This is a genomic window from Rhodococcus sp. PAE-6, assembly GCF_025290685.1.
Lineage (GTDB): Bacteria > Actinomycetota > Actinomycetes > Mycobacteriales > Mycobacteriaceae > Rhodococcus > Rhodococcus pyridinivorans.
In genome coordinates this window covers 37,738-58,871 of sequence record NZ_JAOCLZ010000010.1, presented here as the reverse complement: position 1 = coordinate 58,871, position 21,134 = coordinate 37,738, and the positions used below count along the sequence as shown (strand labels likewise).

The following is a 21,134-nucleotide window of genomic DNA, read 5'->3' as shown; positions in this document are numbered from 1 at the left end:
CGCGTGCGACGGATCGCACGCGGGGTTTGTGAAGCTGCTGGAGCTGCACTCACGATGGCGTGTGAGCTGCGCTCGCTACCCCGGAGGGCGCTGCGGTCAGAGGTACTGACCGCAGACCGGCCATGCACCGACGCCCTGTCCGGCGAGGACGTTCTCGGCGACGCGGATCTGTTCCTCGCGCGACGCGTTGTTCGCGGTTCCCGAGCCACCGTAGGCCTCCCAGGTGCTCTGCGAGAACTGCAGACCGCCGTAGTAGCCGTTACCGGTGTTGATCGCCCAGTTACCACCGCTCTCGCACTGTGCGACGGCATCCCAGTTACCGGATGCGGCATTGGCGGTACCGGCACCCAGAGCGAACGGGGTCGCAACGAGTGCAGTGGAGGCAGCGAGGGTGCCCAGGGCGCGCTTGATCGTGAACTTTGCCATGTGGATGATTCCTTTCCGGCTGCTTGCGAGGCCCCCGACGCAACGGGTCCGCCACATGTGGGCTGGACGGTCGGTGCCGGCAACGCGGTGCGGTGCTGGCGCACGCCCGGTCGCTCTCTCGCTCCACCCCTCGGCAGATTGTGGATCCGACAATCCCGCGGGGGTGGAACGAGCGGCTGCGGGGCCGGTGTGTAAAGCCCGTCGGTATCGGGCCTACATCGACGGTAAGGGTTCATCACGGCGAGGTCACGGTTCGATTTTCCGGTACGGCTGTGCGAGAAACCGGACCGGCGATCGACAAAACCCCAGGTCGCTTCGTGGGAACGCACCGTTTCCCGGACGTTTTCAGCGGATTTCGATTGTGGGAATGGTCACACCATACGGCCGTGCAGACCTCTCCAACCGGATATGTTCACGGGGAGATAACGGTGTCCGGCAACGCCGTCACCCGTTCGCTTCGCGCCGATCCCCGGGTTCGTCGTCGTCCACATCGGGCTCGAACGGCGTGCCGGTCTCCTCCTCGATGAGGTGACGGAACGGCTCGAGATTGCGCAACGGTTCGCCCCGCGAGACCCGCCACTCCCATTCGCGCTTGATGGACGTGATGAACCCGATACCGAGGATGATGTTGAAGTCGTGGTCCGCCGCCTCGAGGACCTGCCCGAGGACCGCGTCGATCTCCTCGGGGGTCAACGCGTGCGCGGCGATGCGTCCCACCAGATAGATGTCGCCGACCTTGTCGAGCGTGTACGCCACGCCGTACAGGCGACGGTTGCGACGCAGCAGGTAGCGGTACACCGATTCGAAGTTCTCGTCCGGCTTGCGGCACACGAACGCCTCGACCCGCACACCGTGCTGTCCGACGCTGAGCAGCGTGGTCGTCTTGAGCTTCTTCTCGCCCGGGAGCTCGACGACGAAGTGCCCGCCCTCCTTGACGGAGAACTCGAGCTCGCGATCGCGCAGCGTGGATTCGATCAGTTCGATGAGCCGGTCGCTCATGCCGTGACTCCCCTCGTCCGTCGCAACTTCCACACTCCACGCTGCCGTCGCAGCGAATGCTCACCGGTACCGAAGGTGCGGTTGCGGCGCATCCCGGCCCGCCGATAGCTGTCGAGCAGTCCTTCCGCGGTGTGTTCCCACGAGAAGGACTCCGCATGCACGGGCGCGGTCGCCGCGAACCGGGCGAGACGATCCGGATCGCCGACGAGCGAACGCAACGCCGTCGCCCAGTCGTCGATGCGGTGCCCGTCGACGAGCATGCCGGTCTCCCCGTCGCGCACGGCGACGCCGAGACCCCCGACGTTCGCGGCCAGCACGGGCGTGCCGCAAGCCTGCGCCTCGATTGCGACGAGACCGAAGGACTCCGAATAGCTCGGCACCGCAACGAGATCCGAAGCCCGGTAGACCTGGACGAGACGGTCCGGCGGCTGCGGCGGGAGGAAGGTGACCCGCGACGCTATGCCCAGTGCGGACGCGAGTTCGATGAGCGCGTCGGGGCGCTCGAGACCCGTTCCCGAGGGACCTCCCACCACGAGGACCCGCAGCGGCATGCCGGGATCGTCGGCGAGTGCCCGCGCAGCGGCCTCGAGCAGCACGTCGGGGGCCTTGAGCGGCTGGATGCGGCCCACGAACGCCACGACGGTCTCGCGCGGGTCGAGTCCGAGTTCGGCGCGGGCGGCCGCGCGGTCGCCGGGCCGGTAGCGGTTCAGGTCGGCGCCCGGTGCGACGACGTCGATCTTCGCGGGATCGGCCCCGTAGATGCGTTCGAGCTGCCCCGCTTCGTCGGCGGTGTTGGCCACCAGGCGGTCGGACTCCGCGACGACCTGCTGTTCCCCGATCTGCCGGGCTGCGGGTTCGGGGGTGTCGCCCTCGGCGAGCGAGGCGTTCTTCACCGCGGCGAGCGTGTGGGCGGTGTGCACGAGCGGCACACCCCAGCGGTCGCGGGCGAGCCAGCCGACCTGCCCCGACAACCAGTAGTGCGAGTGCACCAGGTCGTAGTAGCCCTGCGGGTGCCGTGCCTCCTCGCGCAGCACGCCGGCGGCGAAAGCGCACAGCTGCGTCGGCAGGTCGTGTTTGTCGAGGCCTTCGAAGGGGCCGGCCTCGATGTTGCGGACGAGCACCCCGGGCGCGGCCTGCTGGACGGCCGGATCGGCCGACGAGGTCGCGCGGGTGAAGATCTCGACTTCGACGCCGCGACGCGCGAGCTCGACGGCGGTCTGCAGGACGTACACGTTCATACCGCCTGCGTCCCCGGTTCCGGGCTGCGCCAGCGGCGAGGTGTGGACCGAGATCACGGCCACGCGGTGCGGGCGGCTGGGCTGGGACGTCACCCCTCCATACTGCCCTGCTGCCGATCTTCGCGTGTCGCCGCCTCCGCCGTCGCGGTGCGAGCGAACTCTCCGACCTCCGACACGAACCGGTGGGGATCTTCGACGAACGGACCGTGGTCGACGCCCTCCCAGATCGAGGTCGTGGCGCGTCGCAGCAGCGACGCCGCGTGGTGCGCCGCGGAGACGTCGACGACCGAGTCGGCGTCGCCGTGCAGGAGGAGAACCGGCACGTCCAGGTCGGCGAGCAGGTCGTCGTTGCCCACCGCCCGGTCGAACAGCGCCGCACGGACGCGGGGCGGGGTGCACAGGCTCGCACCGAACAAGGCCTGCGACACCGCGCCCTTGCCTTCGAGGAGAGCGCTGCCCTCGACGACGGGACCGGTGAGGGCGTTACCGAAGGAGCCGAGCGCGCGCACCGCTTCCTTCGGGTCCTCCGACATCGCGGCGGGGATCGCGGCACGCATCGAGGCACCGACGCGTCCGCCCTTCTCGCCACGGCCGATGCTCGTGATGGCACCCACGAGGACCAGGCCGGCGACGGCTCCCGCGCCGCGTTCGGCGAGATAGTCGCAGATCACCAGGCCGCCGTACGACCAACCGAGCAGCACCGCCGGGTTCGTCTCGGAGACGTTCTCGGCGGCGAGCACCGCGGCGAGGTCGCCGGCCCACAGACTGCGATCGGCGTATCCGGTCTCGGGAGCCTGCGAATAACCGTGTCCGCGCAGGTCGACGGCGACGACACGGAAGTCGCGGGCGAGTGCGTCGAGGACCCCGTCGCCCCAGCACCGCGACGACTGCGCCCACCCGTGGAGCAGCACCAGAACCGGTGCCGTCTCGGAGCCGAATGTGCGATAGACGAGGGAGGTGCCGTCGATACCGGCCACTTCACGAACTGCCATGCGCGTCACTCTAACCGTGCTTGCACATGGATCCCGCCGGCACAGGTGACCGCGAGGATGCCCGCGGCGACCGCCACGAGATATCCGGTGCCGGCATCGGTCCGGTCGATGACCTGTCCCACCAGCGCCGAACCTGCGGCGACGCCGACGCCGAGACCCGCGACCGTCCACGTGATGCTCTCGGTGAGCCGGTCGGGCGGCACGATCTGCTGCGTCAGCGACGTCGCCACGATCATGATGGGCGAGATCGCGCATCCGGCAACGAAGTACAGCACCGTGAGCATCGGCACCGAACCGGCGAGCAGCAACGGGCACAGCAGGACGGCGAGAGTGCCGGTGGCGACGAACAACTGGCGGGTCGGAGCACTCGATCCCACCCGGCTACCGAAGATCAGGCCGCTCATCGCCGAACCCGTCGCGAACAGTGCGAGCGCGAAGGTGGCCGAGCCCGGAGAGTTCTGTTCGGCCGTGAACGCGACGGCTGCGACATCGATCACGCCGAAGACCACACCCATCGCGACCATCACCACGACGATCGACAGGAGGACGGGCATGCGCAGGATGTTCGTCCGCGCACGGTCGTCGGTGTGCGGTTGCACGGGAGGCTCCGTGCTGCGCAGCGCCGCAAGGGCAAGGGTGCCGACGAGCAGCAGGACCGCGCCGAGCAGCGGGCCGGCCTCGGGGAAGACCGCCACGCTCAGGCCCACCGACAGGACGGGGCCGACGATGAAGCACACCTCGTCGACCACCGCTTCGAGCGCGAAGGCGGTGCGCAGTCGCGGGGTGCCGCCGTAGAGCTGTGTCCACCGCGCCCGCACCATCGCGCCGATCGTGGGCATGAGTCCCGCCGGGATCCCGCAGACGAACAGCCACACCGTGGGCACCTCGAACCGGACGCCCGCGAGCATCGCGAGGGTGGCGACCGCACTGACGGCCGCCGCCGTGGGCAGGACCCGTCGCTGGCCGTACCGGTCGACCGCGCGGGAGACGAGCGGGGTGAGCACGGCGTACGACAGCGCGAACACCGCGGACAGTGCGCCCCCGACCGCATAGTTCCCCTCGAGCTGGGAGAACATCGTGACGATGCCGATCCCGACCATCGCGATCGGCAGTCGCGCCACGAATCCCGCCAGGCAGAACGCGGCTGCACCCGGCGCTGCGAACAACTCGCGGTACGAGCCGCCCTTCTCTCCTGTCACGTACTTCTCGCGTTCTCTTCGGTCCGATCCGGTCCGGTCAACGTTATGGCCGACCGACCACGCGAGGTGAAGGTACCTCCCCCGCGTCCGCACATCGCTGCCCGATTCCGCACGTTCCGTGACGGGAACGGCCATGCTGGGTACATCCGGAGAACGGACAGGACGGATCCACGGAACGGAGCGGGCATGGCGGTGCACGAACGACACGGACGGCTCTCACCGAAGGATCTCTCTCCGAGGAGTCTGTGGACCCGCTACCGCGCGTCGGGAGCGGATCTGCCCTTCGGGAATCCGCTCGCCGCGCACGGCGTCGCGATGGAGGGTTACTTCTGGCGCTTCACCCAGCCCGGAACCGGCCGCGTCGTCATCGCTCTGTGCGGGGTAAACCGTGCGGACGACTCGGGAGGGCCCGGCTCGCACTGGGCGACGCTCGGTCTGGCCGCCCATCCCGGGGGTTTCCTGCGCACCGCCGCGCATCCGGTGGCCGCTTCCGATCCCGATCGGCTCGGCGCATCGGCCGGCGACGTCTTCTGCGGCGACAGCGAACGCGTGTGGATGGATCTCGGCGACGACGCCCGTCTCGACATCCGGTTGTCGGATCTGTGGCTCTGGCCGCGACGCCGCTTCGGCGCGTCGAGCGTGTTCCATTCCGTCCCCGGTCTCAACCAGTACTGGCATTCCTGGCTGCTCGGCGGCCGGGTGGAAGGGCACGCGATCCTCGGCGACGAGAAGTGGGATCTGACCGGCGCCCAGGTCTACGGCGAGAAGAACTGGGGCAAGGGCGGTTTCCCCGAGTCGTGGTGGTGGGGTCAGGCGCAGGGATTCGCCGACCCGCAGGCGTGTGTGGCGTTCGCAGGCGGGCAGGTGCATTCGGGTCCGCTGCACACGGAGGTCACGGCGGTCGTCGTCGCACTACCCGACGGGCGCATCGTGCGGCTGGGCAATCCCGTCACATCCCCGGTCCGGGCGACGGTCACCGACGAGAGCTGGCACCTGCGCGGCCGCAATGCCCGCTGGAGCGTGGAGATCTCGGGAAGTTCACCCCTCGGAGCGGCACACGTCCTGCCGGTCCCCGTGCCCGCGGAACGACGGAACGTCGCCGGTTCGATCGAACATCTCGGCGGTCGCATGACCGTGACGGTCCACGAACGGGGGAAACTGGTGTGGGCCGACGAATCGCACTCGGCCGCACTCGAACACGGCGGGCTGGACCGGGCCCGGGCGGAACTCGACCGGCGGGGCGCCGCTGCGGACGCGACGGACGCCCCACCGAGCGTGTGAATCCGACGGGATCGCTCAGAGTTCGGTGCGCTTCATCGCCGCGATCGGATCCGAGAACAACGAGCTGAGCGAGACGACACCCGCGGCGTGGGCCTGCACCCGGTTGCCGAAGCCGGTGATGCGGATGTCCTTGCGCGGCAGGGTGGTCGACGCGGCGAACGCGCGGGCGACGTGCGGAACCGCGGCCGGGTACTCGGTGAAGGCCTGTCCGCCGAGAATCACACGGTCGGGATTGAACAGGTCGCGCAGCATTCCGACGGTGCGGCCGAGCACGGTGGCCCGCTCGACGAGCAGACCGTGGGCGGCCTCGGAACCGCCGCGCGCGAGGCGGTAGAGCGACTGAATGGTGTTGTCGCCGTCGGCGAGGATGCCCTCGGCCACCGCGCGCTGCACGACCGCCCGATCGCTCACCGTCGCCTCGAGGCAACCCGTGCCGCCGCACGAGCACCGGGTCGACGAACCGGTGGGGAAATGCGTCACCGAACCCGGACCGCCGGCAGGGGTGTGCACCTTGCCCTCGAAAGTGATTGCCACACCGGCCGTCTCACGAACGTAGAAGTACAGGCCGGTGCCCTTGGCCTCGGGGGCGTCGCGATCGGGGGTGAGGAGCAGTTCGGAGGCGGCCATCGCCTCGACGTGCGCGGCCACCGAGACCGGAAGCCCCATACCGCCACCGACGATCGCGCCGACCCGGGCGTCGACCCAGCCGAGTCGCGGGTGCGTGACGACGGCGGTGTTCGAGTCCACCCGCCCGCCGAGTGCGACGCCGACCCACAACGGGGCGCGGCGGTGCCACCGTCCGACGAAGGCCTTGGCGCTCGCGGTGATCGACGCGAGCGCGGCGTCCTGGTCGCCGGTCGGCGTGGGGACCTCGACGGCGCCGATGATGCGACCGCGCAGGTCGCTGGCGACGATGCCGGTGGTGACGGCACCGATGTGAATGCCGACCGTCAGGTACCGCTCGTGGTCGACCTCGACGGGAACACGCGGCCGGCCGACCGCGCCGGGTTCGGTCAGGTCGGCGCGCTCACGCAGCAGACCTGCCGAGAGCAGGGCCGACACCTGACGATTGACGGTGGCGATGCTCGCACCGGTGACCTTGGCGATCACGTCGCGCGAGACGGGGCCACGGTTGGCGGCGACACGGAAGACCGACGCCCCGGTGCCGTCGGCGATACGCAGGTCCGGCGGAACGATCCTGACGGGGCTCGACACACGGGAGGTGCGGGGACGGACGACCGTCGCACGCGTGGATCCACGGACGGCGGAACCGGCGGCGCGACGGGGCGCGGACGACCGCGAGGGAAGGGAAACGGACGGCGAGAGAGTGGGAACCGACACGGCGCTGATCCTTGGCTGCTGATCCGGACGTGATGACCGGAGAACGGGCGGGAGACGATCGACGCACCGAGACCCCGACGTGGAGAACATGATCGGAGACGGACCCGCACAACGAGGGCGGGATCGGTGCGGAGTTACTTTCCGCAGCAGCGACAACAGAGTTCGCGCGCCAGAGGCAGCCGTGATCCCAGCGCGGCGGTCACATAGGTGACCCGCGGTGCGGAGGCGTGGCCGACTGACATGTCGCTCAAACTATCGCCCGAACCGCGTCGTGTCCAATCCTCACCGATCCGGTGGGAAATCTTCCTGCACGTCCCCGCGTGCGTCCGCGGTCTCCGCCGACACCGGGGCGAGCAGCAACGCCTCCCACGCGTCGACGAGTGCGGCGAGTTCTGCCGTGGTGGGTGATTCGCCTGCACGGTGACACCGCGCCAGCGCACCGACGGTGCCGGAGTAGACCAGCCGCAGACGCTGCCCGGCGATATCGTCGGGCAACGGCCCGAGCAGGGTCCGTAGCGCGGTGTCGGACCGGCGGCCGCTCTCGGTTCCCGTCGGTCCGGTGACGCGGAAGCACTCGGCGAACCGGTCGTGGTTCGACAGCCGGTCGAGGAAGGCGACGTAGTGGTTGTTGCGGCCGAGCGTGCCGGCCAGGGGGCGGATGATCACCCACAGCAGGTCGCGGACCGAGAGGGTCTCCCGCGTCCGCAGCATCTCGGCGAGGAGCGCTTCCCGCTGGGAGTGCAGGGCGAGCAACCGGTGGGAGAAGACCGCCTCGAGCAACCCCTCCTTGGTGCCGAAGTAGTAACCGACCACCGACGAGTTGTGCTGTCCGGCGGCCTTGCGGATGTCGGCGAGGGTGACCCCGTCGTATCCACTGCGGGCGAAGAGTCGCTCAGCGGCTTCGACGAGCCGGATCCGGGTCTGTTCGCCCGAACTGTATCGACCGCGGGTGGTGGTCATACGCCGCAGGGTAGCCGCACGGAAAGGACTTCGCAGGCCGGGACGTGCGGCGGCATCCGGTGCCCGACACTACGATTGCCCCCATGAGCATCTCTCCCGATTCCCGCGTCGCCGTCGTCACCGGAGCCTCCTCCGGAATCGGCGAGGCGACCGCCCGCACGCTCGCCGCACAGGGCTTCCACGTCGTGGTGGGCGCACGCCGCCTCGACCGCCTGCAGAAGCTCGCCGACGAGATCGGCGGTACCGCGCTCGAGCTCGACGTCACCGACGAGGATTCGGTCGACGCTTTCACCACGGTGCTGCCGCGGGTCGACGTGCTGGTCAACAACGCCGGTGGCGCCAAGGGACTCGCACCGGTGGCCGAGGCCGTCGAGGACGACTGGCGCTGGATGTGGGAGACCAACGTCATCGGCACCATGCGCATCACCAAGGCGCTGATCCCCAAGCTCATCGCCTCGGGCGACGGCCTGATCGTCACCATCACCTCGGTCGCGGCCTTCGAGGCCTACGACAACGGCGCCGGCTACACCTCGGCGAAGCACGCGCAGGCCGTGCTGCACCGCACGCTGCGCGGCGAACTGCTCGGACAGCCCGTCCGCCTCACCGAAGTCGCGCCGGGCGCGGTCGAGACCGAGTTCTCGCTGGTGCGCTTCGAGGGCGACAAGGATCGGGCCGACAAGGTGTACGAGGGCATCACCCCGCTCGTCGCCCAGGACATCGCCGACATCATCGGCTTCGTCGCGTCGCGGCCGTCGCATGTCAACCTCGACCAGATCATCGTCAAGCCGCGCGACCAGGCCAATGCCGGCCGGTTCCACCGCGTCACCGACTGACCCACCGCGGTGGTGGGCGCGGCGAGGCTGTCGCACCCACCCCCGTCGGTACTGTCACGGTCACCGTGGGTGGGCGGGAGCTGGTCCTCGATCCCGCCACCGCCTTCGGGGTGTTCGACCGGGGGCGACGGGCGGGCCGTCCGTCAGATCACGCAGTTCACGGTGACGGGTTCGGGATGCAGACGGACCCCGAAGGCGTCCTCGACGCCGTCGCGCACCGTCCGCGCCAGCGCCACGAGGTCCGCGGCCGATGCCGCTCCCCTGTTGGTGAGCGCCAGCGTGTGCTTCGTCGACAACCGCGCCGGTGCGTCGGCGCCGGGGAAACCCTTCACGAAACCGGCCCGCTCGATGAGCCATCCGGCCGACAGTTTGGTGCCGCCGTCCGCGGGGAACTGCGGGATGCGCACGTCCTCCCCCACCTTCGCCGCGATGGCCGCGAGCACCTGCGGCAGGCGGTCGTCGGGGACGACGGGATTCGTGAAGAACGATCCGGCGCTCCAGGTGTCATGGTCGTCGGCGTCGAGCACCATGCCCTTGCTGCGGCGCAACGCGAGCACGTGCTGGCGTACCTGCGCCGCCGGCCGGCGCTCGCCCTCCTCCGCACCCAGCGCGACAGCGAGCTCCCGGTATGCGAGGGGTGCGGACGAACCGTCGCTCCGCACGTCCAGTTCCACCTCGAGGACGACCGCTGCGTCGGTGTGCTTGAGGATGCTGGTCCGGTAGCCGAGACCGAGTGCCTCGGGGCCGGCCCACGAGTCCTGGCCGGTGGCGCGGTCGAACAGGCGGACGCGACGCAGGATCGAGCCCACCTCGACGCCGTACGCGCCGACGTTCTGCACCGGCGTCGCTCCCGTGGAGCCGGGGATGCCCGACAGGCATTCGAGGCCGCCGAGGCCGGCCTCCACGGTGGCCGCGACGACGGCGTCCCATTCGGCTCCCGCGTCCACCCGGACGTGGTCGTCGCGAAGGTCGACACCGGTGGTCGCGACACGCACCACCACGCCGTCGAAGCCGTCGTCGCCGATCACGAGGTTGGAGCCACCCGCGAGGAGCAGCAGCTGCACTTCCTGCTCGTCGAGCAGGCGCACGACCTCGATCAACGACGCGGTGGACGTGCATTCGACGAGATACCGGGCGGGGCCACCGAGCCGGAGGGTCGTGAATTCCGACAGCGACACCTGCTCGGACACCGTGGCTCCCGTTTCGACGAGCCGGGCCCTGGTACGTGGATCAAGCACCAGCAAACGGTAGCGTGCCCCGTATGGGCAGCCCTATCGACCACACTGCGAACTACTCGTCCCCGCCTGCTGCGGTCCACGCGGCGTTCGTCGATCCGCAGTACTGGCAGACCCGGCTGAGTGAGGTCGGGGGCCCGGGCGCGGCGGTCGAACGCGCCGACACCGGCGACGGCACGATCGAACTCGACCTCCACCAGGCCATCCCGGCCGAGCACCTGCCGAGCATGGTCACGAGCCTCCGCCCGGGCGATCTCGTCATCCGGCGTCACGAATCGTGGGGTGCGTACGCAGACGGTCGCGCCGAGGGCAGGTTCTCGGCCCACGTCGACGGCATGCCCGGCGAGGTCACCGGCGGGATGACACTCATCGCCGACGGAGCAGGCTCGTCCGTCGTCATCGAGGGCACCGTCGAGGTGAAGATCCCGTTCCTCGGTTCCAAGATCGAGGGCATGATCGTCGAGCAGCTCGTCGAGCTGTTCGACGCGGAGCGCACCTTCACCGAACAGTGGTTGAACGGGGATCACTCGGCCTGATCGCACCCCGCGGGGCTCCCCCGTGGACGGTCGCGATTTCCGGGCCGGCCGTCCGGCGCGGTAACCTGGCCGGTCGTGGCACGGCGTATCGACTACTCCGCCCGCTTCCCTCATCCACCGGAGCGGGTGTACGAGGCTCTCGCCGACCCCGATCACTGGGAAGCGCGGATGACCGAGATGCGCAAGTATTCGGAGAACCACGTCCGCGAGTTCACGGTCTCCGAATCGGGCATCGCACTGGTGTTGCACCACGTCCTGCCGCGTTCCGACCTGCCGGAGATCGCCCGCACGGTGATCAAGAAGGACATGGTCATCACGCGCAAGGAGAACTACGGGCCGTTCACCGACGGCGCGACCGGCACCTACCAGGCGTCGATCCCCGGCGGTCCGGGCAGCCTTACGGGCACGATGGAGCTCTTCGGCGACGACCACGGCGCCACGCTCCGCACCACCTCCGAGGCCAAGGTGCACATCCCGTTCGTCGGCGGCAAACTCGAAGAACTCATCCTCACCAATCTCGTCGACGTGTTCCGCACCGAAGCGGCCATCACCGCCGACTGGCTCGCCGGCCGGTAGCGCGTGCGGAATCGAGGACCCGTCGGTGTCGTCACGCGCGGCACCACCGGCATCAACAGGCTGCGCCGCAGCGACCGCTGGGCGATGCACGACCCCCACATCATGAGGGCGTTGACGCACGCCACCGACCCGCTGGTGGTCGATCTGGGTTACGGCGCCATGCCGGTGACGACCCTCGAACTCGCCGCGCGCCTGCGTCGGGTCCGCAGCGATCTGCGCGTGGTCGGTCTCGAGATCGATCCGGACCGTGTGGTCCCGGGCCGCGACGGTGTCGAGTTCGCCCGGGGCGGCTTCGAGCTCGCGGGCCTGCGCCCGACCCTGGTCCGGGCCTTCAACGTGCTCCGGCAGTATCCGGAGGAGGCGGTCGAACCGGCGTGGGCGCACCTGCGTTCCGGCCTCGCTTCCGGCGGCCTGCTCATCGACGGCACGTGCGACGAGCTGGGCCGGCGCTGCGCCTGGGTGCTCCTCGACGAGTACGGTCCCCGTTCGCTGACCCTGGCGTGGAGCCCGTTCCACGTGGAGAGACCGTCCGACGTCGCCGAACGGCTGCCGAAGGCGCTGATCCACCGGAACGTCCCGGGCGAGCCGATCCACGCGCTGCTCCGCGCGGCCGACCGGGCGTGGGCGACGAGCGCTCCGCACGCGGCGTTCGGGCCGCGGATCCGATGGAAGGCGACGCTCGAGCTGCTGCGGGATCAGGGCTTCCCGGTGTCTCCGCCCCGCCGCCGTCTGCGTGACTGCGTGCTGACGGTGCCGTGGGACGCGGTCGCGCCCGCCGGCGCACCCGTTGCATCCGAGCTGGTCGCGGTCTGAGACCGTCTGTCCGAGTTCGTCGTCGCTCCGGTCGGTCAGCCCGCGGCGAGGAGCGCGAGCTCGATCCGGTCGGCCACTGCGGCCGGCTGGTTCGCCACGGCGGCGTGCAGCTGGTCGGAGTCGACCCGTCCGAGCGCGATCGCGTCGCCGACGAGTTCGTCGAGCACTTCCTGGGACACGCCGCCGGCCGCGAGGTCGACCGCGGTGCGGGCGGGTGTGGTGATCCGGAAGGCCCCGACGACCTCGCAGTCCTCCTCTGCCAGCGTCCGGTGATGCAGCGCGAGCCGGTTGCTCGGCACGGTGCGCTGGTCGGGTGTGGACAGGTGCAGGAAGCGGGGCTGCAGGTGGCCCATGCCGTGCAGGTCGGCGGCGCTCTGGTGCGAGACGACCGCTTCCCCCTCGTACCAGGTGCACCATTGGGCGAATTCGTCGAACTTCGTCCGTGGGCTGTCGCTGAGGCGGAACAGTTCGGTCTCGACGCGGATCCACAGTCCCGCCTCGATGCGTTCCGCGAAGTCGTGAGCTGCTATTCCGTGACCGACGGCCTGGCGTGCGGTGAAGAACCCGGCTTGTGTGGCGGCGAGGCGCCGCAGCGAGTCGTCGGCATCGGCCCGCCCGGTTGCGTCGTAACCTGAATCCGTCCACCCTGTCATGGCGCCCAGCGTAGCCGAAGAATGTGGTACACCTCACATATTTTCCTCATCCTGTGGCCGTGTGCTCAGTCGATCCTCAGCGTCGTCCGGAAGAATCGGCGACCATGACGCAACGGAAGCGCAACCGCACCGTCACGATCGCCGTCGTTCTCGTCGCGGCGCTGGTCGCAGTCCTGGTGGGCGCGGAGGTCTACGTCCGCAACCGCGCGACGGCCTGCCTCGCCCAGTCCTTCGAGAGCGAGCTCGGCACGGGAGTCGACGTCGACCTGAGCTGGAAGCCGGTGTTGCTCCAGCTGCTCGACCGGCAGGTTCCCTCGGTCGCTCTCGACAGCGACGACACCGCCTTCGGTCCGGCCCAGCAGATGCAGGTGCACGCCGAGGTCAACGACGTCGACCTGCGCGACTCCGCCGAGGGCGCCGGCACCATCGGCAGCTCGAGTGCCGACGTCTCGTGGCCCACCTCCGGGATCCTCGCGACCGTGCAGAGCCAGTCGGTCGGCGGCCTCGTCACCGATGTCGTGGCCGACGAGAACGCGGGCACCCTGACGTTCACGGTCGGCGGCCAGGGTCTCGCGGAGTTCACCGCGCGACCGGTGGTGAACGGCGGTGTGGTGACGGTCGAGACGACCGACGCGACGATCCTCGGCATCGGGCTCCCGACGGCCCTCGTCGACGGCGTCGTGGAGATCCTGACCTCGGGTCTGCAGCAGTACCCGCTGGGTATGCAGGCCACCGAGGTGAACGTCACCGACAGCGGTATCGATCTCCGCCTCGAGGGTGGCCGCTTCGTGCTGCCGGAGGCCCCGCAGGGACAGCAGCAGCAACAGCAGGAGGGCAGCTGCGGCCTCCTGTCGTGAGCGAGGAGGCCGGTCCGGCAGACCGTCGAGAGCTGTCGTCAGCTCTGCAGCCCGTCCAGCACCGCGCGGCTGCCGGACAGTCCGAGTCGCGTCGCTCCGGCCTCGATCATTGCGACCGCGTCCTCGGCGGTGCGGATGCCGCCGCTCGCCTTGATGCCGAGCTTGCCGCCCACCGTCTCCGCCATGAGCGCGACCGCGTGGGTGGTGGCGCCACCCGCGGGATGGAAACCGGTGGAGGTCTTCACGAAGTTCGCCCCGGCCTTCTCCGCGGCGCGGCACACCTCGACGATCGCCTCGTCGGAGAGCACCGCGGATTCGATGATGACCTTGAGGACAGGGTCGAAACCGATCGCTTCACGCACGGTGAGGATGTCGGCGAGGACGGCGTTGTAGTCGCCGGCCACCGCTGCGCCCACGTCGATCACCATGTCGATCTCGCGTGCGCCCTCGTCGACGGCGAGTCGCGCCTCGGCGCCCTTGATGAGGGAATGGTGCTTGCCGGAAGGGAAACCGACGACCGTCGCGACCGTGACCCCCTCGGCCCGCAGGGGCAGCATCGACGGCGACACGCACACCGCGTACACGCCGAGTTCGACGGCTTCGTCGACGAGGGCCCGCACGTCCTGCGAGGACGCTTCGGGCTTGAGGAGGGTGTGGTCGATCATCGACGCGACCTGCGCGCGGGTCAACGTAGTTCCGGACATGACTGCAGCTTTCCACACGGCGAGATCCGACGGCCGTGCTCAGCAGGCTTCGCCCCGTGCCGGGTAGTCGATTCCCATGGAAATCCTGGTGATCGCGCTTCTCGTCGCAGTTGTGGCCGTCGTGGTGGTCCGGAGGAACAGCAGACGGCGATAATTCGATACCGCCGCACCGCTTCGGCCACGACAATGATCGCGTGCTGATCCGTCGAGAACTCCCCGCCGACGTCCGTGCGACCGCCGACGTGCATCGCGCCGCGTTCGCGCCGTTCACCCCGGAAGGTCGCGAGCCGGTCGAGCCCGGTCTGGTCGCGTCGTTGCGGGCGAGCGACGCATGGCTGCCGCCGTTGTCGCTCGTGGCCGAGGACGCCTCGGGCGCGATCGTCGGCCAGGTCGTCGCCACCCGGGGTCACGTCGGCGCCACCCCTGCCCTGGGCCTCGGTCCACTCGGTGTCCGTCCCGATTTCCAGCGCTCCGGCGTGGGCGCCGCTCTCATGCACGCCGTGCTCGGTGCGGCGGATGCCCTGGACGAGTCGATCGTGCTCCTGCTCGGACATCCCGACTACTACCCCCGCTTCGGTTTCGTGCCCGCCGCCGAACTCGGGATCTCCCCCGACGTCGAGGAGTGGGCGTCCCACTTCCAGGCACGGGCGCTCACGGCACACGACCCCGAGCTGCGGGGCACCTTCCGGTACGCCGAGCCGTTCTACGCCCTCGAGGAGCAGGCATGAACGACGATCCCGAGAACCCCTGGGCCGATTCCGCCGAGACCGCACGCACCTTCGACGCGGCGAGCGGGGATTTCGACGAGCTGACCCCGACAGTGTGGGGACCGGCCGGGCAGGCACTGGTCTTCCAGCTCGGCGTCGCCCCCGACGAGGCGGTGCTAGACGCGTGTTGCGGAACGGGATCGTCCGCGCTTCCCGCCGCCGCCGCCGTCGGACCCGAAGGTCTCGTCCACGGCGTCGACGTCGCCGACGAGATGCTCGAACACGGCCGCCTGACCGCGGAACGCCGCGGCCTGAAGAACATCGAATTCGTCTGTGCGGACGCCTCGCAGTGGGAGGCGCCGTCGGACGTACCCGACGCCGGCTACGACGTGCTGTCGATCTCCTACGGGGTGTTCTTCCTCCCGGACATGGACCGAACCTTCTGGCGTCTGGTCTCGCTCGTGAGGCAGGGCGGACGCGCCGGCGTGACGGTCTGGCGACGCGGCGCGATGGAGGAGTTCTCGTCGATCGTGTTCGATGTCGCGTCGCGCTACTCCCCCGGGCTGCGCGAGCGCGGCGTCCTGCGCGACCGCACACCCCTGCACCGGATCGACACTCCGGACACACTCGAGGCGTGGCTCGCGGACGCCGGAACCGATTCCGTGGAGGTCCGCACCCTGTCGAATCTCCTTCCGGCGACGGAGGAGTTGTGCTGGTCGCTCGTAACGGGCACCGGTTTGCGCGCGGTGCTGACCGGGCTCGACTCCGGGCAGGTGGCGTCGGTGCGGCAGCAGATCGCCGAGGAGGTCACCGCACGCGGACTGCGCACGATCGATGCGACCACTCTCGTCGCCACGGGTACGGTTCGACGTCCTCCGGTCTCGGGCTGACGACCGGAGCCAGGGTCTACCGGGAGCAGGGCCGACCGGAAGTAGGACGCCGTGTGTCACCTGAGAGAATCGGGGCATGACGCTCGCCTCATCCGCCGACGATCGACGTTACGTTCTGACCCTGGGCTGCCCGGACACCACCGGGATCGTCGCCCGCATCGCGACCTTCCTCGCGGAGGTCGGTGGTTCGATCGTCGAGGCGGCCTACCACGCCGATCAAGACACCGGTTGGTTCTTCACCCGGCAGGCCGTCCGGGCGTCGTCGATCCCGTTCGGACTCGACGAGCTGCGCGAGAAGTTCGCGAGCGTCGCCGCCGACATCGGCCCGCAGACCGAATGGACGCTCTCCGACACCGGCAAGCGCAAGCGCGTCGTGCTGCTCGTCAGCAAGGAAGGGCACTGCCTGCACGACATCCTCGGACGGGTCGCCGCAGGGGAACTCGACGCCGAGATCTGCGCGGTCATCGGCAACCATCGCGATCTCGAACCGGTCGCGCAGCGACACGGCATCACCTTCCACTACGTGTCGTTCCCGAAGGATCCCGCCGAGCGCGGACCGGCTTTCGAGCAGGTCCGCAAGCTCGTCGACGCCCACGACCCGCACGCGGTGGTCCTCGCCCGGTTCATGCAGGTGCTCCCGGAGGAACTGTGCGAGCACTGGGCCGGCCGCGCGATCAACATCCACCACAGTTTCCTGCCGTCGTTCATCGGCGCACGGCCCTACCACCAGGCCTTCACGCGCGGCGTGAAGCTCATCGGCGCGACCTGCCACTACGTCACCGCCGAACTCGACGCGGGCCCGATCATCGAGCAGGACGTCATCCGCGTCAGTCACAGCGACAGCGTCAGCGACATGGTCCGTCAGGGCCGCGACGTCGAGAAGCTGGTCCTCTCGCGCGGTCTGCGCTGGCACCTCGAGGATCGGGTGCTGGTGCACGACAGTAAGACCGTCGTCTTCCGGTAGATCCCCCGAGCCGAAACCGGTCCACCCGCGAGCGGATGGACCGGTCTTTCGTGCGTGGGTGATCGGTTCAGCCGACGTGCGTGCGAGTGATCGGCTCAGCCGACGGGCACACCGGCTCGTTCGACAAGGTGCGCGAGCTCCTCGTCGAACCGGTCGATCGCTTCGACCGAGCTCATGTGGCCGATGCCGTCGAGCACCACGAAACGTTCGAGGTTGCCCGCACGGTCGAGTTCCTCGGCGAGACGCCGGGCGTGGACAGGCGGGGTGAGACGGTCGGCGGTGCCGACCAGCACCGTCGTCGGCACGGTGAGATTGCGCAGACCCTCACGGATGTCGAGGGCACTCAGGGCCCTGCCCCAGCCGCCCCGCGTGCGCGGCGGGCAGCCGAGCACGATCTTCTCGCAGAACTGCACCTCGGCGGCGCTTGCACCGGGCGACAGGGCCACGTAGCGCAGGGCCCGCGTCGTCACCGGGGACGCCGCCAACGGGACGGTCGCACCCATGAGCCGGCTCGCGACGGGCACCGGCACCCGCGGGAAGCGTTGCGGCAGCGGCACGATCGCCGAGTCCGCGACCAGCCGGTCGGTGCCGGTGCTCGCGAGCAGCACGCCTGCGACCGTGCGGCCGACGTTCTCCGGGTACTTCTCGGCCCACGCGATGATGCTCATCCCGCCCATGCTGTGACCTGTGAGCACGGCCTTCGAACCGGGCCGGACCACAGCGTCGAGGACCGTCCGGAGATCGTCGGCGAGCACGTCTGCTCCCAGCGTCCGCGCCCCGGCCTCGCTGTCGCCGTGCCCGCGCTGGTCGTAGACCACCACCCGGTAGTTCTCCGCGAAGGCGTTGATCTGCGGGGTCCAGTACGCGGCGTTGCACGTCCAGCCGTGACAGAACACCAGCACGGGAGCGTCCGCGTCGCCATAGGCGAGCACGTTCAGCCGGGCACCGTCGTCGGCGCGGACGTCGAGGATCTCGGGTTCGAGTTCCGGTTCGCGCAGCAGCTCGTGCGGGGCGACGTCCTCGGTACGGACGACCGTCCGACGACGCCGGCGGACGAGCACGGCGGTGGTCGCCGCGGCAGCGAGGACGATCGAACCCGCGGCGATCGACGCGGTCGGGGACGGCTTTCTCACGGGTGGAATTCTCCTGTCGGTTCGGTGGAGCAGCGCGCCGTCACAGGACGTGCGCGCGACGCAGAAGCAGAGTGGACGGACCGCCGATCAGTCCCACCTCGTCGAGGAACTCGACCGTGCGGCGAGTGCCCTGACGGAGCTTGTCGTGGTAGTGCCTGTTCTCCTGTGCGGCCTTCTTCGCTTCGGCGACGTCGAGTCCGGCCGCGGCGTAGACCTGGTCGTTCACGAGGCTGGTGACGACGAAGTACGCGCTCACCCCGAGGTGGATCCGGATCCATGCCCGCTCGAGACGTCCGAGCCGGGCCGAGCGCCTGCGTGTCTCCTCGCGGGCGTAGCGGATGTGCCGCGACTCCTCCACGACGTGGACGTGACTCACCGTCCGGGTGATGGGCTGCACCCGCTCGTCGCGCATGAAATCGCGCTGCATCATGTCGAGGATCTCCTCGGCGAACAGGGTGCCGCCGTAGGCGAGGGCGCCGCGCGCGACGGCCTTGAACAGCCGGCCGGTCTCGCGGATCCAACGCTTGGGCCGGTAGGAGGGGATGCCGTATCGCTGCGCCGACCGCGCGAACATGATCGAGTGCCGGCATTCGTCGGCGATCTCGGTGAGCCCGAACTGCACGTAGGGGGTTGCCGGATCGTGCCGGTAGAGATCGCGGACGAGCATCTGCATGAGGATCATCTCGAACCAGATCCCGGTGCCGGCGATGCTCGCGGCCTCGTGCTCGGTGAGGGTGATGCGCTGGTCCTCCGACATGCGTTCCCACAGGTCGGTGCCGTAGAGACTGCACCACTCCGGGGTCATGCCGTACTTGCCGTCCACGAGCGGCGCGTCCCAGTCGATCTCGAGCTCGGGATCGTAGGAGAGCCGCGCCGACGAATCGAGCAGGCGTTGCGCGGTCTCCTGCCGGTGATCCGTGGAGTGTTCACCCGGCAGGCTGTCGTGCTTTCGCAGGAGCGTCATCGCCGATCACCTCGTCTCGGAAAATTATCCGTTACCCGAAGTGTCATTATCTGGATCACACTTGTCAAGCGAAAGGGAGGCCCGACCCCCTACCACCGAGGGCGCTGGACCTCCTCGACCCGCGGACGGACGTCCACGAGGTACACGCACACGGCGACGACCGCGATGATCCCGAGCAGACCCACCGCGCCGAAGACGACGAGGACGAGCAACGCGGCCACGAGGATGCCGAGCCAGACGGGCTTGGTCAGCTTGTCGACGGCCGGAAACGCCTCGGCGGGCTGACGCACGACGTGGAACAGCGCGAATCCCGCCCCGGCGATGGCGATGATCTGCAGCGCGAGGATGATCAGACCGGCAAGTGAATCGACATTGGTCACCACACCAGTCTACGAGAATCGGCCCTCGTGCGAGTTCGCACGAGGGCCGATCGATCACTGCAGGTCAGGAACCGCTGGTCTTGCGCGGAGCCGCCTTCTTGGCAGGGGTCTTCTTCGCCGGGGTCTTGGCGGCGGTCTTGGCCGGAGCCTTGGCGGCGGGCGTCTTGGCAACCGTCTTGGCCGGGGCCTTCGCCGGAGCCTTGGCGGGAGTCTTCTTGGCCGGAGCCTTGGCCGGGGTGACCTCGACCGGCTCGACCGGGGTGGCCACCGACTCGACCTTCTCCGCAGCCTTGTCGGCCGCTTCGCGGACCTCGCCGCGGGCCGACTCGACCCGTCCGGCGGTCTCGGAGCCCGTCTCTTCGGCACGCTCACCGAGCTCGACGACGCGCTCGGCGGCCTTGTCGCCGGCGTCGGACACGGCCTCGCTCACCTCGTCGCTCGTCTCGGAGATGCGGCCGGCCGCGCGACCCGCGAGCTTAGCGGCCTGCTCGCCGACCTCGCGGGTCCGGCGGGCCACCGTCCCGAGGGCTTCCTCGGTGAGGTCGGCGGCGTCGCCGAGCACGGCTTCGGCGCGACCGAGGCCGTCCTCGAGGGCCGGCTGGGAGCGCAGACGCTCGATGGTCTCCTCACCGCGCTCGGCAAGTGCGGTGTAGAGGTCGGAGGCGACCTTCAGGTACGCCTCGGCGACCTTGCGCAGCTCCTCGGTGCTGAAGCGCTCGCGCAGCTCCGCGATCTCCTCGGGCAGCTCGGCCGGGAGTTCGGCGAGACGCTCGCGGAGGGACTCGACGGTCTCGGTGAGATCGGCGGGCAGGGTCGCGAAGCGGTCGCGGGCGGTCTCGACTCGCTCGGCCACCTCGGTGCGGTTGGTCTCCGCACGTCGGCGCGCCTGGGCCACGAGGTCGGCGACGGCCTGGACGACGGCGTCGCCGGCACCGACCGCGGCGTAGAGGGAGGTACGGATGTTGGTGGGATCGGTCATGGAGTTTTCTCCTCGTCGAAGTCTGTCGGATGGTCGGGCCGGGCCTCGCCGGTGTTCTGCTGGTTCTCTCGGCAGAACGAGTCGTAGATGTCGAGCAGGACCTGCTTCTGCCGCTCGGTGAGAACGGTGTCGACGAGCACCGCGTCGCGCACGGCGCTCTCCGCTCGATGCTCGAGGATCCCCGCTCGCACGTAGAGAACCTCGGCCGAGAGCCGCAACCCCTTGGCGATCTGGGCGAGCACTTCTGCGGACGGCTTGCGCAGGCCCCGTTCGATCTGGCTCAGGTACGGGTTGCTGACACCGGCCAGTTGCGACAACTGGCGGAGCGACACCTGTGCAGCCTCGCGCTGCGACCGAATGAAGGCACCGATGTCCTGGGCGGCGTTGTTGACCACCCGAACGGCGATATCCCCCGGTCCGGCGCTGTCGTCCGGCGTGTCCGAGCCCTCGATCGGATCTGGTTCCGTGGACACA

24 protein-coding genes are annotated in these 21,134 nt (G+C 69.5%); 9 read left to right on the top strand and 15 right to left on the bottom strand.

Annotation, left to right across the window (positions count from 1 at the left end; genetic code table 11):
* Positions 1–96: 96 nt before the first annotated feature.
* From NVV99_RS19020 to NVV99_RS19000, 5 genes are all read right to left on the bottom strand, one after another.
* Complete coding sequence (locus tag NVV99_RS19020; RefSeq protein ID WP_006552360.1) at positions 97–426, bottom strand: transglycosylase family protein; 330 nt, start codon at positions 424–426, stop codon at positions 97–99.
* A gap of 444 nt (positions 427–870) precedes the next feature.
* Complete coding sequence (locus tag NVV99_RS19015; RefSeq protein ID WP_019291186.1) at positions 871–1,425, bottom strand: YbjN domain-containing protein; 555 nt, start codon at positions 1,423–1,425, stop codon at positions 871–873.
* A complete protein-coding gene (gene mshA, locus NVV99_RS19010; protein ID WP_024101737.1) occupies positions 1,422–2,756 on the bottom strand; it encodes a D-inositol-3-phosphate glycosyltransferase in 1,335 nt (444 codons plus the stop codon). Before mshA ends, NVV99_RS19015 begins: the two co-directional genes overlap by 4 nt.
* Positions 2,753–3,655 (bottom strand): alpha/beta fold hydrolase, encoded by a 903-nt coding sequence (locus NVV99_RS19005; protein ID WP_024101738.1) that lies wholly within the window; start codon positions 3,653–3,655, stop codon positions 2,753–2,755. Before NVV99_RS19005 ends, mshA begins: the two co-directional genes overlap by 4 nt.
* Positions 3,656–3,660: 5 nt before the next feature.
* A complete protein-coding gene (locus NVV99_RS19000; protein ID WP_242411742.1) occupies positions 3,661–4,989 on the bottom strand; it encodes an MFS transporter in 1,329 nt (442 codons plus the stop codon).
* Between the two features lie 51 nt (positions 4,990–5,040).
* On the opposite strand from NVV99_RS19000, the gene NVV99_RS18995 reads away from it, so the two are divergent.
* A complete protein-coding gene (locus NVV99_RS18995; protein WP_024101740.1) occupies positions 5,041–6,135 on the top strand; it encodes a tocopherol cyclase family protein in 1,095 nt (364 codons plus the stop codon).
* 15 nt (positions 6,136–6,150) lie between these two features.
* Here the strand turns inward: NVV99_RS18995 and NVV99_RS18990 are convergent, their stop codons facing one another.
* Both NVV99_RS18990 and NVV99_RS18985 read right to left on the bottom strand, forming a co-directional pair.
* Positions 6,151–7,350: an ROK family transcriptional regulator gene (locus NVV99_RS18990; RefSeq protein ID WP_235367137.1), complete on the bottom strand. Its 1,200-nt coding sequence runs from the start codon at positions 7,348–7,350 to the stop codon at positions 6,151–6,153.
* Between the two features lie 408 nt (positions 7,351–7,758).
* Positions 7,759–8,436: a TetR/AcrR family transcriptional regulator gene (locus NVV99_RS18985; protein ID WP_024101742.1), complete on the bottom strand. Its 678-nt coding sequence runs from the start codon at positions 8,434–8,436 to the stop codon at positions 7,759–7,761.
* An 83-nt stretch (positions 8,437–8,519) separates the two neighbouring features.
* On the opposite strand from NVV99_RS18985, the gene NVV99_RS18980 reads away from it, so the two are divergent.
* Positions 8,520–9,269: an SDR family NAD(P)-dependent oxidoreductase gene (locus tag NVV99_RS18980; protein ID WP_006552368.1), complete on the top strand. Its 750-nt coding sequence runs from the start codon at positions 8,520–8,522 to the stop codon at positions 9,267–9,269.
* A gap of 143 nt (positions 9,270–9,412) precedes the next feature.
* Here NVV99_RS18980 and NVV99_RS18975 read toward each other — a convergent pair whose 3' ends face one another.
* The gene (locus NVV99_RS18975; protein WP_080678485.1) at positions 9,413–10,507 is read right to left on the bottom strand and encodes a UDP-N-acetylmuramate dehydrogenase; all 1,095 of its coding nucleotides are present in this window, start codon (positions 10,505–10,507) and stop codon (positions 9,413–9,415) included.
* Positions 10,508–10,530: 23 nt separating this feature from the next.
* On the opposite strand from NVV99_RS18975, the gene NVV99_RS18970 reads away from it, so the two are divergent.
* The 3 genes from NVV99_RS18970 to NVV99_RS18960 all read left to right on the top strand — a co-directional run bounded on the left by NVV99_RS18970 (position 10,531) and on the right by NVV99_RS18960 (position 12,429).
* Positions 10,531–11,040 carry a DUF2505 domain-containing protein gene (locus tag NVV99_RS18970; protein ID WP_024101744.1) on the top strand — a complete coding sequence of 170 codons (510 nt, stop codon included), beginning with the start codon at positions 10,531–10,533 and terminating at the stop codon, positions 11,038–11,040.
* A 75-nt stretch (positions 11,041–11,115) separates the two neighbouring features.
* Positions 11,116–11,616, top strand: a complete 501-nt coding sequence (locus tag NVV99_RS18965) for a DUF2505 domain-containing protein (RefSeq protein ID WP_024101745.1) — start codon at positions 11,116–11,118, stop codon at positions 11,614–11,616.
* A gap of 3 nt (positions 11,617–11,619) precedes the next feature.
* Positions 11,620–12,429 carry a hypothetical protein gene (locus tag NVV99_RS18960; RefSeq protein ID WP_024101746.1) on the top strand — a complete coding sequence of 270 codons (810 nt, stop codon included), beginning with the start codon at positions 11,620–11,622 and terminating at the stop codon, positions 12,427–12,429.
* A gap of 35 nt (positions 12,430–12,464) precedes the next feature.
* On the opposite strand, the gene NVV99_RS18955 is transcribed toward NVV99_RS18960, so the two are convergent.
* Entirely contained in the window at positions 12,465–13,082 is a 618-nt protein-coding gene (locus tag NVV99_RS18955) for a type IV toxin-antitoxin system AbiEi family antitoxin (protein WP_006552373.1), read from the bottom strand.
* A 104-nt stretch (positions 13,083–13,186) separates the two neighbouring features.
* Here NVV99_RS18955 and NVV99_RS18950 point away from each other — a divergent pair, with 104 nt between their 5' ends.
* Complete coding sequence (locus NVV99_RS18950) at positions 13,187–13,939, top strand: DUF2993 domain-containing protein (protein WP_255025647.1); 753 nt, start codon at positions 13,187–13,189, stop codon at positions 13,937–13,939.
* Positions 13,940–13,977: 38 nt separating this feature from the next.
* Here the strand turns inward: NVV99_RS18950 and deoC are convergent, their stop codons facing one another.
* On the bottom strand, positions 13,978–14,643 hold the full coding sequence (gene deoC / locus NVV99_RS18945; RefSeq protein WP_019291175.1) for a deoxyribose-phosphate aldolase: 666 nt from the start codon (positions 14,641–14,643) through the stop codon (positions 13,978–13,980).
* Between the two features lie 194 nt (positions 14,644–14,837).
* On the opposite strand from deoC, the gene NVV99_RS18940 reads away from it, so the two are divergent.
* The 3 genes from NVV99_RS18940 (at position 14,838) to purU (ending at position 17,204) form a co-directional block, all read left to right on the top strand.
* Positions 14,838–15,371, top strand: coding sequence for a GNAT family N-acetyltransferase (locus tag NVV99_RS18940; protein WP_024101748.1), 534 nt, complete (start codon positions 14,838–14,840; stop codon positions 15,369–15,371).
* Complete coding sequence (locus tag NVV99_RS18935) at positions 15,368–16,240, top strand: class I SAM-dependent methyltransferase (RefSeq protein WP_024101749.1); 873 nt, start codon at positions 15,368–15,370, stop codon at positions 16,238–16,240. The genes NVV99_RS18940 and NVV99_RS18935 overlap by 4 nt, the downstream gene beginning before the upstream one ends.
* Positions 16,241–16,316: 76 nt before the next feature.
* Positions 16,317–17,204 (top strand): formyltetrahydrofolate deformylase, encoded by an 888-nt coding sequence (gene purU / locus NVV99_RS18930; protein ID WP_006552379.1) that lies wholly within the window; start codon positions 16,317–16,319, stop codon positions 17,202–17,204.
* Between the two features lie 95 nt (positions 17,205–17,299).
* Here the strand turns inward: purU and NVV99_RS18925 are convergent, their stop codons facing one another.
* The 5 genes from NVV99_RS18925 to NVV99_RS18905 all read right to left on the bottom strand — a co-directional run bounded on the left by NVV99_RS18925 (position 17,300) and on the right by NVV99_RS18905 (position 21,133).
* Positions 17,300–18,310 (bottom strand): alpha/beta fold hydrolase, encoded by a 1,011-nt coding sequence (locus NVV99_RS18925; RefSeq protein WP_230826450.1) that lies wholly within the window; start codon positions 18,308–18,310, stop codon positions 17,300–17,302.
* A gap of 67 nt (positions 18,311–18,377) precedes the next feature.
* The gene (locus NVV99_RS18920) at positions 18,378–19,301 is read right to left on the bottom strand and encodes a diiron oxygenase (RefSeq protein ID WP_006552381.1); all 924 of its coding nucleotides are present in this window, start codon (positions 19,299–19,301) and stop codon (positions 18,378–18,380) included.
* Positions 19,302–19,390: 89 nt separating this feature from the next.
* Entirely contained in the window at positions 19,391–19,681 is a 291-nt protein-coding gene (locus NVV99_RS18915; protein WP_024101750.1) for a DUF2516 family protein, read from the bottom strand.
* A 64-nt stretch (positions 19,682–19,745) separates the two neighbouring features.
* Complete coding sequence (locus NVV99_RS18910) at positions 19,746–20,660, bottom strand: hypothetical protein (RefSeq protein WP_024101751.1); 915 nt, start codon at positions 20,658–20,660, stop codon at positions 19,746–19,748.
* Positions 20,657–21,133: a helix-turn-helix domain-containing protein gene (locus NVV99_RS18905; protein ID WP_006552384.1), complete on the bottom strand. Its 477-nt coding sequence runs from the start codon at positions 21,131–21,133 to the stop codon at positions 20,657–20,659. Before NVV99_RS18905 ends, NVV99_RS18910 begins: the two co-directional genes overlap by 4 nt.
* Position 21,134 lies beyond the last annotated feature (1 nt).

Coding starts and splice junctions, on each gene's coding strand:
- NVV99_RS18910 (WP_024101751.1), bottom strand. CDS start 20,660: ATGACCGATCCCACCAACATCCGTACCTCCCTCTACGCCGCGGTCGGT.
- NVV99_RS18935 (WP_024101749.1), top strand. CDS start 15,368: ATGAACGACGATCCCGAGAACCCCTGGGCCGATTCCGCCGAGACCGCA.
- NVV99_RS18995 (WP_024101740.1), top strand. CDS start 5,041: ATGGCGGTGCACGAACGACACGGACGGCTCTCACCGAAGGATCTCTCT.
- NVV99_RS18920 (WP_006552381.1), bottom strand. CDS start 19,301: ATGACGCTCCTGCGAAAGCACGACAGCCTGCCGGGTGAACACTCCACG.
- NVV99_RS19000 (WP_242411742.1), bottom strand. CDS start 4,989: ATGGCCGTTCCCGTCACGGAACGTGCGGAATCGGGCAGCGATGTGCGG.
- NVV99_RS18950 (WP_255025647.1), top strand. CDS start 13,187: ATGACGCAACGGAAGCGCAACCGCACCGTCACGATCGCCGTCGTTCTC.
- deoC (WP_019291175.1), bottom strand. CDS start 14,643: ATGTCCGGAACTACGTTGACCCGCGCGCAGGTCGCGTCGATGATCGAC.
- NVV99_RS18955 (WP_006552373.1), bottom strand. CDS start 13,082: ATGACAGGGTGGACGGATTCAGGTTACGACGCAACCGGGCGGGCCGAT.
- NVV99_RS19015 (WP_019291186.1), bottom strand. CDS start 1,425: ATGAGCGACCGGCTCATCGAACTGATCGAATCCACGCTGCGCGATCGC.
- NVV99_RS19020 (WP_006552360.1), bottom strand. CDS start 426: ATGGCAAAGTTCACGATCAAGCGCGCCCTGGGCACCCTCGCTGCCTCC.
- NVV99_RS19005 (WP_024101738.1), bottom strand. CDS start 3,655: ATGGCAGTTCGTGAAGTGGCCGGTATCGACGGCACCTCCCTCGTCTAT.
- NVV99_RS18980 (WP_006552368.1), top strand. CDS start 8,520: ATGAGCATCTCTCCCGATTCCCGCGTCGCCGTCGTCACCGGAGCCTCC.
- NVV99_RS18985 (WP_024101742.1), bottom strand. CDS start 8,436: ATGACCACCACCCGCGGTCGATACAGTTCGGGCGAACAGACCCGGATC.
- NVV99_RS18970 (WP_024101744.1), top strand. CDS start 10,531: ATGGGCAGCCCTATCGACCACACTGCGAACTACTCGTCCCCGCCTGCT.
- purU (WP_006552379.1), top strand. CDS start 16,317: ATGACGCTCGCCTCATCCGCCGACGATCGACGTTACGTTCTGACCCTG.